Source organism: Prosthecobacter sp. (assembly GCF_044378005.1).
GTDB lineage: Bacteria > Verrucomicrobiota > Verrucomicrobiia > Verrucomicrobiales > Verrucomicrobiaceae > Prosthecobacter.
This window is the reverse complement of record NZ_JBILYB010000046.1, coordinates 11,654-28,843: the sequence shown is the minus strand read 5'-3', so window position 1 is coordinate 28,843 and position 17,190 is coordinate 11,654. Positions and strand designations below refer to the sequence as shown.

Genomic DNA, 17,190 nt, shown 5'->3' with positions numbered 1-17,190 from the left:
CACGCGGCGGAGAATCAGAGCGTGCCCGTGGCATTCACCACGGTGCCGAGAGGCTCGCCCACGAGCGCACGGCGGATGTTGTCCGGCTCATTCATGCTGAAGACGACGATGGGCATGTTGTTCTCCTGGCAGAGGGAGAAGGCTGTGGCGTCCATAACCTTGAGCTGCTTCGTCAGGCAGTCCTGGAAGCTCACGCTGTCATAGCGCACGGCGTTTGGATTCTTGTTCGGATCACTGTCGTAGATGCCGTCCACCTTGGTGGCTTTGAAGACGACATCCGCGCCGATCTCACTCGCACGCAGAGCGGCGGTGGTGTCGGTGGAGAAGAATGGATTGCCCGTGCCAGCGGCGAAGATCACCACGCGTCCCAGCTCCAGATGGCGCATGGCCACGCGGCGGATGAAGGGCTCGGCCACGTTCTTCATTTCGATGGCGCTCTGCACTCGGGTCGGCACGTCGATGGCCTCCAGCATGCTTTGCAGAGCCAGCGAGTTCATCACCGTGGCCAGCATTCCCATGTAGTCGGCCGTGGCGCGCTCCATGCCTTTATTGCTCGCGCTGACGCCGCGCCAGAAATTGCCGCCACCCACGACGAGGGCGATCTCGATGCCGGTCTGGTGCGCGGCTTTGATCTGCGCCGCCATGTCTTCGACGATGGGGGGGCTGATGTTATCAGTGCTGCCCGGCTCCCGAAGAGCCTCGCCGCTGAGTTTGAGAAGAACGCGCCTGAATTTCCGATTGCCGTTGGTGTCGCCCATGAATGGTGTGGATTTGAATCGTGATACATGAAGCCCCCGGCGATGCAAAGATAATTCCAAAACCTCTGTCACACATTGCATGGCTGGAATGAATGCTTCATGAATCCCCACTCATGACCCGCACCGAAGCCTGGATCGCGCTGAACCTGATTCCCCAGGTGGGGCCGGTGCGTGTGCGGAAGCTGCTCGCCCGCTTCGGCACGCCGGAGCAGATTCTTTCGGCGAAGGCTTCCGAAATCATGGACGTGGACGGCTTTGGCCGTGCTCAGGCGGAGTCTCTCGCGGGCTGGGAAGCGCAGATCGATCTGGCTTTGGAGCTGAAGAAAATCAGCGACCGGGGACTCACGATCCTGACGCAGGAGGATGAACTCTACCCGACGCTGCTGAGATCTATCTACGATCCACCGTTAGTGCTCTATGTCTGGGGTGAGGTGACAAAGCGCGACCACAACGCCATCGGCGTGGTCGGCAGCCGCCATGCCACGATCTACGGCATGAATGCCACGAAGAAGATGAGCTTCCAGATCGCCTTCGCGGGTTACACGGTGATCAGCGGGCTGGCGCGTGGGATCGATACCGCCGCGCACGAGTCCGCCCTCGCCGCGAAAGGGCGCACCATCGCCGTCATCGGCTCGGGCATCGGCAAACTGTATCCACCGGAGAACATGGCGTTGGCGGAGCGCATCGCCCAAAACGGCGCGGTCATCAGCGAATACCCCGTGGATCGCATCGCCGACAAACAGACCTTCCCGTATCGCAACCGCATCGTCGCGGGCTGGAGCAACGGGCTACTTGTCACCGAGGCACCTTTGAAAAGCGGCTCACTTATCACCGCGCAGCAGGCAACGGAACAGGGCCGCACCGTCTATGCCGTGCCCGGCCAGATCGACAAACCGACCTCCGCAGGCTGCAACCGCCTCATTCAGCAGGGTGCCAAGCTCGTCATGGATGGCGGCGATGTGCTTGATGATCTGATGACGCTCTTCCCCACCGCTCCAAAGCCGCCGACGCTGGAAGCCACGAAGCCAAACGTGACACTTACCTTGGATGAAGAGATCCTCCTCAATGCCATCGACACCGACGAGCGCCACATCGACGACATCGCCACTCGGTCCGGTCTGACTCAAGCCACCGTGAACGTCACCCTCATGCGCCTGGAAATGAAGCGCCTCATCCGCGCGCTGCCGGGCCGGCGCTACGTCCGGCTCGTGTGATCACGCCACCACGCGCAACTCGGCCAGCCCGCGCTGCATGACCCGCGCCGTGAGCTGCGGCAGATCCTTCATCGGCGGTGTCTCGGGCAGATGCCGTGTGGCGATCCCCCATTCGAGGCGCAGATATTCGGCGATGCCGTTCGTCAGACTGAGCTGGAAAAAGTGCGCCACCACCGCCCACAACGTGAGGAAGTGGCCCGGCGTCGCACCTGACTCACAAGCCGTGCGGAAGCGTCCGAGCAGCCCCTGGTAGCGCGCGCGATTCGTCGCTTTCAGCAAAAGGCGGCAGGCTTCCACACTGCGGGCACATTCCTCCTCCGAGAGAGCTTGGGAAAAGGCCTCATCAACCGCCATCAGCGCGCTGAGATCATGCTGCTGCACCGCCTGCCAGCAGGCATGAAAATGCGCCGCCAGAATCGAGTCGAGCGGCCCGCTGGCGAAGCGATCCCAATCTGTGCGCAAACCAATGCGTGGCCGCGTGCGCTCCGAAACGAAGTGCAAATGCGACATCCGCTGGCGCACACCGGAAAGCAGCCACTGCACCCAGTCGAGACCACGCGCCCAGTCTTCGAGAGCCTCCATCTCCGACTCATCCGCCTCTGCCAGCACCGTCAACGGACGCAGCTCAGGGCGCTTTGCAGGCATGGATTCACCACCCGCAACGTGGCGCGGTTCGGCATCATCCATGCGTTGCAGGAGTCGAAACATCCGGGCATTATGGCTTCACCCCTTTGATCCCGCGAATTGAAAAGTTTCCATGTCTGAACTTGCCCCGCTTGACACACCTGCCGCCGAATCCGCCCAGCCCTACTACCAGTGCGTGCGTTGCGGAAACTGCTGTCGGTGGCCAGGGGATGTGAATGTCACCGCCGAGGAGGTCACCGCCATCGCGGCCTACATTGGCATGGATGAGCAGGAGTTCATCGAGACGAGCACGCGCTTGAATTCCAAACGCAGCGGGCTTTCGATCATCGACAAGCCGAATGGAGAGTGCCTCTTTCTCGAAGGCGTGAACGTCTGCCGTATCCAGGCCGTGAAACCCATCCAGTGCTCCGGCTTTCCGAATGTGTGGAACTTCCCCGGCTGGCGGGAAAAGTGTGAGGCGGTGGAGGTGGGATAGTTCTCAGTCCTCGGAAAATTGCCCGCATGTCAGGTCAATCGTTGTCTTTGGACAAACTGAGAACTGCGCACTGAGCACTTTCTGCTGCTTCACTTCCGCCGCTCCAGCACGATGCGGAATCCGATCGTCGGGCGCTTGGTGTCCGGCGGGACGGGGGTGCGGGTGGAGGAGAGGAGTTCGTCGGGGTTGGCGCTGCGCCAGTTGCCGCCGCGCACGGTGCCGAGAGTGCTTTTGGAGTCGCCACCCTTCGCGCTATCGAAGTCGGTGTCCACCCACTCGCTGGCATTGCCGGCGAGGCTGAGGATGCCTCGTTCGTTAGGTTGGAAGGCGGTGACGGGGCCGAGATTGGCAAAGCGATCTTCGTAGCCGGGGATGAAGGTTTCCAGGTTGGCTTTCCGCGCCCCGTTGGCATCGGCGAGGTTGTCGATGTTCGGCGGCGGCGGCCAATCATAACCCCAGGGGTAGATGCCGCGGATGCGGCTATTGCGCTCACTCGGCTTCGTGCCGCGCTCCGGCGGCAGGCCGACGGCGCGGCTCCATTCGTCGTCGGTGGGCAGGCGATACACATCCTTCGGGCCGATGAGCCCGGCATTGCGCTCGCGCTCGGTGAGCCAGGCACAGAAGGCGCGTGCTTCTTCGCGGTCCACGCCCACGACGGGCTGCGTGCCGCCTTTGCCGTCCACATCCATGTTCCCCGGACGACGCACATTCGTGGCTTTCGCGAACTCGATGTAATCCCGCCGCCGTGTCTCGGTGGCGGCGATCATGGTCGTGTCCGTCAGTGGCACAAAGCGAATGCCCAGACCGTTTGCCTTCCACTCACGACCAAAGGTCACCGCCTGCCGCGTCTGCATGTCAGTGAAAAGCTCCAGCAACTCACCGGCACTCACTTCGCCTTCGAGCACCACATCGGAGAAGCCTTCTTCACGAAGTTCATACTCGATCAGGCCGCTGCGCACGCGCGGCAGTTCCAGCGGCGTGTAGCCGAGAAACTCCTCATGCTGGAAAACACGCACCTTTTCCGGCGTGCTGCGAATGATCACACTGCCGTAGGTCTGCCGCTCCACGCGAAGGTGAAAGGCCTGCCAGTCCGCGCTTTCGTTGCCACTCGTGCCCGTCGGCTCGGCTTCTCGTTCATCCGGCATGTCTTCGGCGCCTGCACCGGGAGCATCGACATAATAGAAGGGCTCCACTTCGTAATGATGTTCCTGGCTCAGCAGCCCTGCCTCGCGGTCCCGGTCCGTGAGCCAGAAGCGGAAGGCCTCCGAATCTCCCACAGGAGCGACGACATAATACGCCGTCTCTTTCCCCGTGCCCGCGCGCACCACACGCCCCTCAAAGGAGCGGCCTGTGGCTTCGAGGAAGCGTTTGAAGTGCTTGATCTCCACCGGCTGGATCGTCATGTGCCCGCCCGGTGCCGGTTTGAAAATCATCCCGAGGCTGTTTTGCCAGCGCTCGCCTTCCTGAGGCAGACGCGTCAGTTCCAGCGTCAGATCATACTCCGCAGGTTTCGCCCGGTTCGCCGTGTGCTCCACCTCCTGGTGCTTGTGCCCTGGCAGGCGGAGCTGGTAAATGATCGGCACGCCTTCCTCAGGATTCAGCGCCAGCGGCGTCACGCCCAGATCATCTTCCCCCGCATACACATGGGCTCCTGCGGGCGTGGTTTTGATCATCAGCATGGGCGTGCTTTTTTGCACCGACACCATCCCCAGGGCTCCATTCCGCTGCGCCAGCCACATGCCAAAGCCCACCGCCAGAGTCAGCGTGATCACCGCGGCGGCGGCCCATTGCCACATCGCCTTGCGTGAGGACGGCAGCGGCTGCCCGCGCAGATCCAGAGCCATCTCACGCGCACTCATGTAGCGGTTCTTTGCCTGCGGGGCGCAGGCTGTGCAGATCACCCGATGCAGACGCTGCCAGGACTCCAGATTGTCCCCACTGTCACTGCACGAGGGGATGTCCGGGAAGTCGAGCCGGTCTTTTCCAGTGCTGGCTTCATACAAAACCATGCCGAGGGAGAACACATCCGACGCGGGAGAGCCCGGCCCCTCCGGTGCAACAAAACCTTCCGTGCCGACAAAGCTCCGCTGCCCGAGCAGAGCCACGAGCCCGATGTCCGCCAGCCGGCAGTGCCCGTCGATGAAGATCAGGTTCGAGGGCTTCACATCGCGATGGATCAGCTTGCTCTCGTGCAGGTGTTGCAGACCCTCTGCCACATTCGCGCCGATGGCCAGACAGCGGTCCGCCTTGATCTGCTTCGAGCGCCGCATCTCCAGCCCCAGCGTGTGCGGCTTGTACTTCTCAGCGTCGATGTCGCGGCCCGTCTCCAGATCATCGGCCAGCTCCATCACATAATAATAGAAGCCCTGTGCATCGCTGCGCCCGACCTGGAGGATCGGCACCAGCCCGGGATGACGCCGCGAGATCGGCTCGTAGCGTTTGATCGCCTCGAACTCGCGCTCAAAGGAGTCCGCATGATCATAGTCCTCACGCCACACCACCTTCACCGCACGCAGAGCACCCGTCACCGAGCGCGCCATCCACACCTCCCCATAAGCACCGCGTCCGATGATGCGGAGCGTCTCATGGTCGCGGATTTCAGGAGCCGGGCGGGGGGTGGAAGACATGTGGAGAAATTAAGCTAGCCACAACGCCCCCCGGATGCCCAGCTAAAAAGTGATCTCCGCCCCGATCTCCCCGAGATCAAGACCGCCGAGGCTCAGCTGAATGGATTCCCTCGCGCACCTTCCTGGCGGAGATTTCCAAGCCGCCGGGAAGTTGGCATCGTTGTTCACTTTCTTGGTGCAGTCATTTAGCTCCGAACCTTCCCACCCTGCGGCAATCCTGTGCTCCCCGCTCAAATTGCCTTCTCCCCTGCGATGAGCTGAAAACTCGATTGCTTAACGGCATGGGATTTAGGCTGGCTATAATGCACTGAAGGCCAGACAAGAATGGACCCTTGCGACAGGCTTCAGGCCAGCCCAAGCGCCGCAACCTGCTGCTCATCGAGTCCGAGGTAGTGCCCGAGCTCATGCAGCAGGGTCACTCGCACTTCATCTCGAAACCGGCCACGGTCACGGCCAGAATGGTCCCAGAGATTGTCCAAAAACAATCGGATGCGCGGCAGATTTCCCAAACTTGCCCCCTCTTGATCCTCGCCGTGGGAACAGCCCTCAAAAAGACCGAGCAAATCATCAGCCAGACCCTCTTCATGCAATGCGGTGTTTTCCATCCATGCCATCTCCACAAGGCACTCCCCGGCGGCGGAGCGGATCGAATCCGGCAGACGGCGGAGTGTCTGACCGATCACCGCTGAGGCCACTGTTTCCAGATGCTTCGGACTCATTGAGTCAGCAGGCAATGCGCATCACTGCGGATCGTAGATTGTGCCAGCACGACGTTGATTGAAATTCCCACCGCCCACGTCGCGCATCATGTTTCCCTGAATCTGGTTTCCCAGCCCATTGATTCGCGAAGAGGAATAGAGAGAACCCTGCACGGTCCCAGCCCCGGGAGCCTCAAGAACCACGGGTTGATCTGGCGTGGGAATGCCATTGGCTTTCATTTCGCTCTGCACCAGGGCGTGACGGCTCCAAGTCATGGCATCCACCTTGGCGAGCAGCCGATGATCCAGGCTGGCGCGCTCGGCCTCATATTCAGCCTGACTGAGCTGGCCTGACGCACGGCGCTGGCTCAGATCGGCATACAGCGGCTGATTCTCGGCACGAAGCTTCTGCTCCAAGGCATCAAGCTGCTCGGGAGTGGGAACAGAGGAGGAGGTGCAGGCCGCCAAAAGACAGGTCAGTTGGCAAAGCAGGAGACGAAGTTTCATTCTCTGGCAGACTACCCTGCCAGAACACGGATGGCAATCCTCTCGTCCGGCCTTTGCTTGAAAACAAAACATCACCAGCCGCCCTCCCCTGACAGGCGTAAACCTACACTCATGATGACAATGACTCAGGATGACCCCATCGACCGCGATCTTTCCCAGACGGACCCTCGCACCAATTACCTCCCCTACCCTTCGTCACGCCTCGCGGCAAAAATCATTCCGCAGGACCTGACGAATTTCAAAAGCCGTGGCATCACCCGTGTGGAGCGGGAACTCCAGCAGGAGCTTGTGGAACTGCGCGAAGCTTATTTAAAAGTCATCGACGCCTTCAACTGGAACAAACTCATCTACGAATCCCAATTCGGCTTCGAGCCCGTGATGGGCGAGGTTTATCACCTCTACGAGATCGAGGGCAAAAGACATCTCAGCATGATCGAGCCCGAGTCCTGGCATCAACGCTGGATCGGCACCTTCCGCCTCAACGCAGACGGCCGCTGGCAGGCAGACAAGGTGGCGGAGGATTTTGATCTCCGCTCCTATGTCAGCACCAGCGTTGGCTGATCCTGAAAAAAGCGGGCCGGGAAATGAATCCCGGCCCGCGAATGAACTCTAGAGTTGCTTTGGAATAATCACTCCGCGCCTGCGACAGGCTTGGCACCTTCTTTGAAGCAGTAGAGGTGCGTGTGGGTGGTGATGTAGATGCAACCGTTGGCAGCGACGACGCTGCTCAGCAGTGGGGATGGGAACTCGATGGTCTTGAGTTCTTTGAGTTCCTTGCCTTCGGCGAGGATGAAGAGTTCACCTTCTTCGTTGCCGATCCAGACTTTGCCGTCAGCGACGAGCGGGCTGGCCCAGATGTGGCCTTTGGTGTCGAACTTCCAGTATTCTTTGCCAGTCTTGGCATCGAGGCAGAAGACGCGGCCGGTGTAGTCGGCGGTATAGACGAGACCGTCTTTCACCGCTGGGGTGGAGATGGAGCGCTCGATGCCTTTGAAGGTCCAGACGGCTTTGCCGGAGAGGTCGCCGGTTTGTTTAGGGTCGATGCAGCTCAGCATGCCGACGCCTTCGCCGTGCTCGGGGTCCTGGCCGATGTTCACATAGACGAGGCCGTCATGGAAGACGGTGGTGCCGATGATTTCGCTCGGGCCGTCGTATTCGACATACTTGATGGGCTCGCCAGCGGAGTTCTTGCGATACTCAGGTGGGTTGGCGTCGTAGCGCCAGAACTCCTTGAGAATGTCGAAGTCGTCCTTCTTCTCGGTCTCGGTGGCCATGGAGTAAACCCAGCCGTCGCCAGCGCCGAAGATGATTTGTTTTTTGCCATCGATCTCACCCAGTGTCGGGCTTGACCAGGAGCAGTGGAGGACGCGCTCGGAGGCGACGTGATCCATTTCACCAAGGAGGGTGCCGTCTTCAGCATTCAACATGATGAAGCTGGGAGCCTGTGGAGCGGGAATGTTGGTGTGGGTCCAATCCACGCCGTTGCAGGTGGGGGCAAAGAGCTTGCCATCGACGATGAGCGGGTAGCCGGCGGTGGCGTTGTGCTGGAAGACGCCGAGTTCTTTATACATGTCATACACCCAGAGGATGTCGGCATCGGTTTTGCCGGGCTCGACAGGGACGGGTTTGCCGTCTTTGTCAGGAGCTGCCATGAAGGCGGCTTCGTCCTGCATGCCTTGGTTGCCGTTGGACATGCCGTTGACGTCCATGCAGATGATCTGGCAGCGGTTGCCGGGGACGTAGGCTTTGTCACCGACGATGGTGGGGCTGGCGCAGACGCCGAGATATTCCCAGTCGTTCACTTTGCCGGAACCCATCTTCGGGGAAACCATCTGCCATTTGAACTGGCCTGTGTATTCATCAAAGACCATGACGATGCCGCGGTCGCCGATGTGCTTGTCGTTGCGGGGGGATTCGTTGTTCGTGCCGACATAGACCTGACCGCTGGCGATCATGGGGGTGCCGTAGGTCTGGGAGCCGAGTTTAGCCACCCAGAGGCAGTTCTTGGTGGTGGACATGTCGATGTCTTCCGCGCCGGGGCCTTTGTTGGCTTCTTCGGCGTTTGGACGGAGGCGACCAGCGATCTTCGGCGCGGCTTTGGGGCCGTATTTTTTGCCGGGATCAATGTCCATGGGCAGTCCCTTTTCAGAGGAGACCATGTTTCGGCTCTGGCCGCCGCCCCATTCGGGAAGGTCGGCTGCGTGGATGGAAGCGGCGCTGAGCAGCGCTAAGATGAGGGTGTTTTTTGGCTTCATTGGAAATGGGCTGGAGCGAAAGTTACTTGTTCTCGGTGATGCTGAGGTTGTCGAGGAAGACGCGCTTCTGGTTCATCGGTGTGAAGCCGAAGATACCAGGGCTGCCTTGGGTGTGGGCTTTGGGGACCTTGGCTTCGAGGGTCCAGGCTTCGGGCTCGGGCTGAGCTTTGGGCCAGATTTTGCCCTTCACGACACCGCTGCCATCAGCGGCGACATCGACTCGGGTCTTCAGCGTGTACCAGGTGTTGGCGCTGACTTTGAAGACGGCGGTCTGGGCGAGACGCTCGAGGTTGGAGCTGATCTCGAGCTTGTTGGCATTGCCACGCAGGCAGATGAGGTAGCGCTGATTGATGAGACCCAGGTCGGCTTTCGAGCGGGCGTTGCCGTCGGTCATGACGTCGGCCTGCATGGTGTAGTTGGAAAGCGTGGACGGGGCGACGAAGACAGTGCCGCGCTGGAAGAGGAGACGGTCGAAGCTCTTGCCGAAGACCTTGTTGCCATCTTTTTCCATGACCTGGAATTTGAAGCGAGCGCCGATCCATGGGAGCGGCGGGTAAGCAAATTTGTAGGCGGGATTGGCTGGGTCGGCGGGGAACTCTTCGGTGAGGTTGTAGCCTTCGAAGTCTTCGGTGATGGGCAGGCCTTTCAGACCGCGACCACGGATGGTGCCGGTCAAGCCATCGGCAGAGGTGGCTTTCCAGGCACCGGCGCTGATCTTGGCATCGGCGGCCACGACGAGCTCACCAGCATCGTTGAAGCTGGCGTCCATGGTGGCTTTCACCTTGGCGGTCGGTGGGATGAAGCTTGCCCACTTCACGCCTTCGACTTTGTCGCTGACGACCATGCCGTTGGCATCGACGCTGCGGATGCGGAAGGCCTGCTTGTTGCCACGCATGATGACGGTTTCCGCAGGGATGATCTGGAGAGCCACGGCTTTGCCTGCGGCAGGGATTTCAGCCACGGGAGCGGGATCGACCTTGATGCCGCTGTTCGGGATCGGGAAGGCGTAGAATTTCTCGGTGGTGGTGACGTAGAGGGTGCCATCACACACGACGGGAGCGCCGAGACATTGGGCGGAGTTGCCGCCATCGAGTTTAATCTCCTGGACGATTTCCGCATCGGTCGCGCCGGGTTTCACGACGACGAGTTTGCCTTCCATCATCGGGCAATAGAGCAGGCCATCGACATACAGAGGGGAAGAATGCAGGTTGGCATTGCTCAGCTTCTTCTTCCATAGGTCCTTACCCGTGTTCGCGTCGATGGCGTAGAGCTCGCCACCGTCGGTCAGTTGATAAAGAATGTCGCCGACTAGGACAGGCGAGCTGCTGGTGGCACCGATGGGATTCCGCCAAGCTTCGGCGCTGGCTTCAAGCACGGTCGTTTCAGTGCCTGGGGCAGCGGCGACGAGTTTTTCTGGCAGCTTGATGGCTGACATGCGGCCTTTTTCGGAGGTGTCGATGTTTTCGTCACCATGGATGGCGATGACGTTGCCTTTGTGAATCACGACGCTGGGGTTCATGCCGTTTTTGCAAAGGGGCATTCTCCAGTAAGGCTTGCCGCTGCGGGCGTTCACGCAGACGAGATTGCCACAGCCGGTGGTGAAATAGAGCACGCGTTTGCCATCGCGAGTTTCCACGACGGGCGTGGAGAAGGAGGAGTCCACCGGCGGGCTCACGCCGGGCAGGCTCCACCAGACGAGTTCGCCAGTCTTCTTGTCGAAACCATACACGCGGTCAGCGGCAGGACCGTCAGCACCCCAGTTCGAGAAGATGAAGTGAATGATGACGAGATCGCCTTCGATGATCGGACTGCCTACGCGGGAGTTCGGGAAGGTCATGCGGCCCAGATCTTCCATCAGGGGCATCTCGAAGACCTTCTTGCCGTCGAGTTCATAGCAGACAAAGCGGCCCGCGTTGCTGACGAGGTAGATGCGCTTTGTCTCAGGGTCCACGGTTGGAGCACCGATGGAGTACCTATTATAGATGGAGTCGGAGAGGTAGTCCGCGATCTCCACTTCCCAGAGCTTCTTGCCGGTCTTCGCGTCGAGGACGGTCAGGATCTCGATGAGGTCGGTGGTTTCACCGCGATAGCCCCAGAGGACCACTTTCCCATCGACCACGACAGGAGCGCCACGGCTGCGGGCATCGTAGGTCCAAGCGGGAGTGTCGGCCAGCTTGCCAGCGCCCGTGTAGTGTTCCAGACTGACACCGTTCTGGAGAGGGCCACGCCAGTTGGTCCAGTCATTGGCGTTGGCAAAACTTCCTGAGGCGAGAAGCGCGGCTGCCAGGAGGGTGGCTCGGCGCGAAGTGAATGAAGATTCCATGGGGTTGAGTAGAGGACTGAGAACTACACCGTCCATGCAGCCGAAGCCACTTCAACGCCTTTGTCGGCATGACAGAAATCACGCGATTCGAGGTAAATGGGGGGTAGTCAGGGCAAAACGGGCTGCCAAGAAGGCATCTTTCGGCGAGAAGGGTCGCTTTGGCAGGTGATGAAAGCCCCCAGTTGTTAGGCTTATTCACATGAACAGCAGTTTATCCACAACCCTGTCAAGGCGCTTTCTTCTAAAATTATCACACTTTTGCCCCTAAAAGAGGAACTCATTAATGAGAAACCCTCCTCTTTTTGCAAAAAACGACCCCATTGGTTGACGAGGGCCACAAAAGTTTTTACTCTCCGTTCGTCCAGACGAGCCGTTTCTCGAATGGGCCACGGAGATGCAGCTTCATTAGCTCTCACTTTCGTGCCATCGGTCCTCACTGTTGTTGGTTGCTGGATCGCTAACAGACCCTCTGGTTTCACCGCCAGAGGGTCTTTTGTTTTTCAGGGATCCTCCACATCACTTCATGAGCTGGTTCACGCCAGCATCGGCGGATGCATTTCAAAACGCGGGATGCGAACGAATACAGGGCGACCATGTGTGGTGGTGCCGAAGAAGGAACCCGTCGCTGTGCTCTCTGCTTTGATCACATGATATGAATTGTAGCTGAAGGTCTGCCCGGGTTCGAGCTTGGGAAATTGACCCACGACCCCATCTCCTTCGACGACGAGAGTGTCGCCATCGGTGTCACGCACAATCCATTTGCGACCAAAGATATTCACCGTCTCTGCAGATCCATTGTGAATCGACACATGATACACGAATGGATGCGGACGATCCGGAGGTGCGGGTCGAGTGGGATCGTAGGACACATCATCCACGGTCGCGGTAAGGCCTGGGAGATGATCGAAGTGAACAGTCATATTCTAAGATAGTGCAGACGAGACGATGAACAAGAAATAGCAAAGCCGACATCACATACTGCCTTTGAAAAGCTGCTGGCGTGCCACCGCAGATGCCACACTTCCAGGCAATGAAGAAAGAAGGTCTCCAGTCAATATCGTTGAGCTAAGAAGTTCACAAGTTTTGAGTGCGTTTGGTGCAAGCTTGAGTGGATCGGAACGTCCTGGCGGAATCAGACAGCACCCCTAAAACTCTCGTAGAAGCTGCTGAAGGAAATGAAGTCGCTCACCACCCACCCCCGAGCGCCTTCACCAGTATCACCGTGGCAAGGAAAAGCTCTCCTTGGAGGCGGGTGGATTCGCGCTCGGCACGGAGCAGCGTGCGCTGGGCATCGAGCACTTCGTAGTAGGCGACGAGGCCAGAATCGTAGCGCCTTTGAGCTAGCTCCAGAGCCTTCGTGGCGGAGGCGACAGTCACGTCCTGCGCTGCTGATTGGCGGTGGAGGACATCGAGAGCGCTGAGGCTGTCCTCGGTGTCACGCATGGCGGCGAGCACGGTCTGACGGTAGGCGGAGGCCCCCTGCTCGTAGCGTGCTTTAGTGGCCTCGTGGGTGGCTTTGACCCGACCTCCGCGCAGCAGTGGCCACTCGACAGCAGCGGGTCCGAGACCCCAGATGCGGCTGCTGCCGTTGTCGATCAAGTCATAGAAGCTCGTCTGCGTGCCGCCACGCAGGCCGATAGTGACGGTGGGAAAGTAAGCTGCCTTTGCCACGCCGATCTCGGCATTCAGCGCCGCCATCTCACGCTCCGCCGCTGCGATGTCAGGACGACGTTCCAGTAAAGTGCTCGGCACGCTGCGGGGCAAGGAAGGGGGCGAGCCAGCGAGCGGTCCGGCAGGCAGTGCGAAGTCACTCGGCATCCTCCCGAGCAGCAGGGCGATAGCGTGTTCCAGCGCGGCGCGCGGCCTTTCCAAACCAATGGCCTCGGCTTGGGTTTCGGCGAGGTCTGTTTCCGCCTGCGCCACGTCCATCTGGGCAATGTCACCCTGAGTGAAACGCTTCCGCGCCATATCCACCGTGCGCTGTCGCACGGCGACGGTGCGCTTCAAGAGTGCGATCTGTGCATCCGACACACGCAGCGCGTAGTAGTTCATCGCCAGCTCGCTGAGCAGGCCGAGGTGCGCGTTTTGCAGATCCGCCTCAGCAGCATCCGCGCGGGCGCTGCCAGCCTTGCTTTGATTGCGGATGCGACCCCAGAAGTCCACCTCGTAAGTGAAGTCGAGCGTGTTCAGCAGCGTGTTGCGCGAGCGTCCGCCGGCGAACTGAAAGGCCATCGTCTCAGTACTACGATCCCGCTGCGCACTGTTGCGCATCGTGGCGAAGGGAAACAGCCCCGCCTTGTCCGCCCGTGCCTGTGCCCGGGCTTCGAGAACTCTCTGGCGGGCAATTTCAAGCGTCGGACTCGCAGTCTCCGCCTCACGCATGAGCTGACTGAGCCTCGCATCGCCAAAGTAGCGCCACCAGTCGCCACGCGCCTCGGCATCACTTGGCTTCGCTGTGCGCCAGGGGCCCTGCGTCTTGAACTCCGTCGGCAGATCCGGCTTCGGCGAGAGATACTTGGGCGCGACATTGCAGCCAGAGAGCAACATGCTGCAAAGCAGGGAAATGGAGATCGTTTTCGTCATTCAGGTTTCGTCTGTTCAAGCGCCTCATCCAGCTTCCGGCTCGCATCCAGCGGTGAGCCTGTCCTTTGGCCGAGCAGCGCATACATCATCGGCACCAGAATGAGCGTCACGACGGTGGCGATGCTGACGCCGAAGACGATCACGACACCGACGACGCGGCGCGTTTCAAAGCCAGCTCCACCTCCGAGCATGAGCGGCAGCGCGCCCATCACGGTCGCGAGCGCGGTCATGACGATGGGGCGCAGGCGTTGCTCGCTGGCAGTGAGGATGGCCTCGCGGAAGGCCACGCCTTCATCGCGGAGCTGATTGATGAACTCGACGATGAGGATGCCGTTCTTCGCCGCCAGACCGATGAGCATGATGAGGCCGATCTGGCTGTGGATGCTCTGATTCATGCCCATGAACTTCAGGCCGAGCAGCGCGCCAGCCACGGCCATCGGCACCGTGAGCATGATGGTGAAAGGATGCACGAAGCTCTCGAACTGCGCCGCCAGCAGGAGGAAGGCGATGAGCATCGCGAGGGCAAAGACGAGGCCGATGTTGCCCTGGTTCTGCTTGAGCTTCAGCGAGTTGCCTTTGTAGCCCACGATGGCGCTGCCGGGCAGGGTTTCGCGGATCAGCTGCTCCATGTAAGTCACCGCTTCGCCGAGGCTGTAACCCGTGGCCAGCTCGGCATCGAAGGTGATGCTTCTCATGCGGTTGTAGCGGTTCAGCGTGCCGCTGTCGGCGAACTCTTCGGTCTTCACAAGGTTCGAAAGCGGGATGAGTTGCTTCGTGCGCTCGCTGCGGACGAAGAGATTGTTCAGGTCCACCGGCGTGCGTTTGTCGGCGTAGCTGCCTTCCAGCATCACGTCATACTCCTCACCTTCATGAAGGAAGGTCGTGGCCCGCCGACCACCGAGCATGGTTTCCAAAGTCATGCCGATGTCCGCTGTCGAGACGCCCAGATCAGCGGCACGCGCTTGATCGATGGTGACGCGCAGTTGCGGCTTGGTATCTCGGTAATCACAATCAAAGCCGAGCAGTTTCGGATTGAGTCGTCCCTTTGCCAAGATGATGTCCCGCCACTTGGCGAGTTCTTCAAAGGTGGGGCCACTCACGACGATCTCGAGCGGCTTGTTCAGCCCGCGCAGGATGGCCTGACGCATGATGACGGAGACCTTGGCCTCGGTCATGTCAGCGGTTCTTTGCCGCACATCTTCCATGATGGTGAATCCATCCCGCCGCGTGCCGAAGGGAGTCAGGGTGATCACGGCGATGGAGTCATTGAAGTCGGCGGATGAACCGAAGCTTCGCGGTGCGCGTGAATTCACGCGCGTGGCCTCCTTGGTCTCCTCCACGAGCGGCATCACCCGCTCCGTGAGTGCATCGAGCGTCTGCACGGCATTGCCATACGTCGTGCCCGGCGGGCCGGTGGCGACGACGAAGAACGATCCACGGTCCTCGCGCGGCATGAACTCATCCGGGATGTTCATCAGCAGCCAAACGCACAGCGCCGTGATGCCTGCAACGATGGGAAAGGCTGAGGCTGGGAAGTGCAGCGCCTTATCCAGCACCCAGCGATAACTCCGCTGAACCACCCCAAAGAGACGATCCAAGGTGCGAGCGATGAAGCCATCGCCCTCGCGACCACGAAGGATCTTCGAGGCCATCATCGGCGAAAGCGTCAGAGCCACGAAGCCCGAGAATGCCACAGCAATGGAAAGCGTGACGCTGAACTCCGCAAACATGCGTCCCGTATCCCCCGGCATGAACGCCACGGGGATGAAGACGCTCATCAGCACCAGCGTGGTGGCGATGACGGCGAACCCGACCTGACGTGTGCCTTTGTAAGCGGCGACGAGTGGGTTTTCACCATGCTCGATGCGGCGGTGGATGTTCTCAAGCACCACGATGGCGTCATCGACCACGAGCCCGATCGCCAGCACGAAGGCGAGCAGCGTGAGAGTGTTCATCGAGTAGCCGAGCGCCTGCAAAACCAAGCAGGTGGCGAACACGCTCACCGGCACCGCCACGGTCGGGATCAACACCGCGCGGAAACTGCCGAGGAAGAGGAAGATGATGATCACCACGAGCCCCAGCGCGATGCCGAGCGTGCGATACACTTCATGCAGGGATTCCTCGATGAACTGGCTGATGTCGTAGCTGTTCTCCAGCTTCAAATCGGGCGGCAAGGTCTTGCGGATGTCTTCCGCCTCCGCACGCACAGCACGGGCGACTTCGAGCGGATTTGAGCGCGACTGCCGGATGATGCCGACAGACACCATTAGCACTCGATTGCCTTTGAAAACCGTGCGCGCCTCCTCCGCTCCGAGCGCAATCTTGGCGACCTCACTCAGCCGCACCTGATAACCATTCGCCCCGCGTGCGATGACGAGCTTCTCGAAGTCTTCGACTGTCCTATACTGGCGCGTCAGGCGCACCGTGAACTGCCGGTCGAGCGACTGCACCGTGCCCGCTGGCGGGTCCACGTTTTCACTGCGCAGCGCCTTTTCCACATCGATGGCCGTGAGCCCACGCGCCGCGAGTGCTTCACGATCCAGCCACACGCGCAAAGCATAGCGCGAGCCACCGTTGATGCGCACACGCGCCACGCCGGGCAGCCGGGAAAAACGGTCGATGAGATAGCGCTCGGCGTAGTCGGTAAGTTCCAGCGTGTTTCGCGACTCGCTGGTGAGGTTCAGATACATCAGCACCTCGGCGCTTAGCTCCGTCTTGCCGACGTTCGGTGGGTCCACCTCTGGCGGCAGTGTGGCGAGCACGGGGCTGATCGCCTCGCGGATGTCATTCGCCGCTGCATCGAGGTCGCGCCCGAGGCTGAACTCGACCGTGATCTCGGATTTCCCATCGACGCTGATCGACGAGATGTTTTCGATGGCCTCGACCTGCGAGATGCGATCCTCCAGCCGCTGCGTGATGCGACTTTCCACTACACTCGCCGAAGCTCCGCGGTAGTAAGTCTCCACCGTCACGATGGGCGGCTCGATGTCAGGAAACTCGCGCAACGGCAGCCGCGTGTAAGCGACGATACCAAAGGTGACGAGCACCAGATTCATCACCAAAGCCAGCACCGGGCGGCGAACGGATGTGTCAGAGAGCCACATG

13 protein-coding genes are annotated in these 17,190 nt (G+C 60.2%); 3 read left to right on the top strand and 10 right to left on the bottom strand.

The window, feature by feature from the left end; genetic code table 11:
- Positions 1–14 precede the first annotated feature (14 nt).
- Complete coding sequence (gene pyrH / locus AC6FTP_RS11270; protein ID WP_497207018.1) at positions 15–758, bottom strand: UMP kinase; 744 nt, start codon at positions 756–758, stop codon at positions 15–17.
- Between the two features lie 113 nt (positions 759–871).
- On the opposite strand from pyrH, the gene dprA reads away from it, so the two are divergent.
- Positions 872–1,972, top strand: coding sequence for a DNA-processing protein DprA (dprA, locus tag AC6FTP_RS11265; protein ID WP_497207017.1), 1,101 nt, complete (start codon positions 872–874; stop codon positions 1,970–1,972).
- Here the strand turns inward: dprA and AC6FTP_RS11260 are convergent, their stop codons facing one another.
- Positions 1,973–2,680 (bottom strand): urease accessory UreF family protein, encoded by a 708-nt coding sequence (locus AC6FTP_RS11260; protein WP_497207016.1) that lies wholly within the window; start codon positions 2,678–2,680, stop codon positions 1,973–1,975.
- Between the two features lie 49 nt (positions 2,681–2,729).
- Here AC6FTP_RS11260 and AC6FTP_RS11255 point away from each other — a divergent pair, with 49 nt between their 5' ends.
- Positions 2,730–3,092, top strand: coding sequence for a YkgJ family cysteine cluster protein (locus AC6FTP_RS11255; RefSeq protein ID WP_497207015.1), 363 nt, complete (start codon positions 2,730–2,732; stop codon positions 3,090–3,092).
- Between the two features lie 89 nt (positions 3,093–3,181).
- Here AC6FTP_RS11255 and AC6FTP_RS11250 read toward each other — a convergent pair whose 3' ends face one another.
- From AC6FTP_RS11250 to AC6FTP_RS11240, 3 genes are all read right to left on the bottom strand, one after another.
- Complete coding sequence (locus tag AC6FTP_RS11250) at positions 3,182–5,719, bottom strand: protein kinase domain-containing protein (protein WP_497207014.1); 2,538 nt, start codon at positions 5,717–5,719, stop codon at positions 3,182–3,184.
- Between the two features lie 344 nt (positions 5,720–6,063).
- The gene (locus AC6FTP_RS11245) at positions 6,064–6,438 is read right to left on the bottom strand and encodes a metallopeptidase family protein (protein WP_497207013.1); all 375 of its coding nucleotides are present in this window, start codon (positions 6,436–6,438) and stop codon (positions 6,064–6,066) included.
- A 21-nt stretch (positions 6,439–6,459) separates the two neighbouring features.
- Entirely contained in the window at positions 6,460–6,924 is a 465-nt protein-coding gene (locus AC6FTP_RS11240; RefSeq protein WP_497207012.1) for a hypothetical protein, read from the bottom strand.
- A 111-nt stretch (positions 6,925–7,035) separates the two neighbouring features.
- On the opposite strand from AC6FTP_RS11240, the gene AC6FTP_RS11235 reads away from it, so the two are divergent.
- Positions 7,036–7,485, top strand: coding sequence for a DUF2452 domain-containing protein (locus AC6FTP_RS11235; protein ID WP_497207011.1), 450 nt, complete (start codon positions 7,036–7,038; stop codon positions 7,483–7,485).
- Positions 7,486–7,553: 68 nt separating this feature from the next.
- Here AC6FTP_RS11235 and AC6FTP_RS11230 read toward each other — a convergent pair whose 3' ends face one another.
- The 5 genes from AC6FTP_RS11230 to AC6FTP_RS11210 form a co-directional block, all read right to left on the bottom strand.
- Positions 7,554–9,179 (bottom strand): outer membrane protein assembly factor BamB family protein, encoded by a 1,626-nt coding sequence (locus AC6FTP_RS11230; RefSeq protein ID WP_497207010.1) that lies wholly within the window; start codon positions 9,177–9,179, stop codon positions 7,554–7,556.
- A 22-nt stretch (positions 9,180–9,201) separates the two neighbouring features.
- Entirely contained in the window at positions 9,202–11,502 is a 2,301-nt protein-coding gene (locus AC6FTP_RS11225; protein ID WP_497207009.1) for a PQQ-binding-like beta-propeller repeat protein, read from the bottom strand.
- 533 nt (positions 11,503–12,035) lie between these two features.
- Positions 12,036–12,422, bottom strand: coding sequence for an ApaG domain-containing protein (locus AC6FTP_RS11220; RefSeq protein WP_497207008.1), 387 nt, complete (start codon positions 12,420–12,422; stop codon positions 12,036–12,038).
- Between the two features lie 265 nt (positions 12,423–12,687).
- On the bottom strand, positions 12,688–14,085 hold the full coding sequence (locus AC6FTP_RS11215) for an efflux transporter outer membrane subunit (RefSeq protein ID WP_497207007.1): 1,398 nt from the start codon (positions 14,083–14,085) through the stop codon (positions 12,688–12,690).
- Complete coding sequence (locus AC6FTP_RS11210; RefSeq protein ID WP_497207006.1) at positions 14,082–17,189, bottom strand: efflux RND transporter permease subunit; 3,108 nt, start codon at positions 17,187–17,189, stop codon at positions 14,082–14,084. The genes AC6FTP_RS11215 and AC6FTP_RS11210 overlap by 4 nt, the downstream gene beginning before the upstream one ends.
- Position 17,190: the final 1 nt, after the last annotated feature.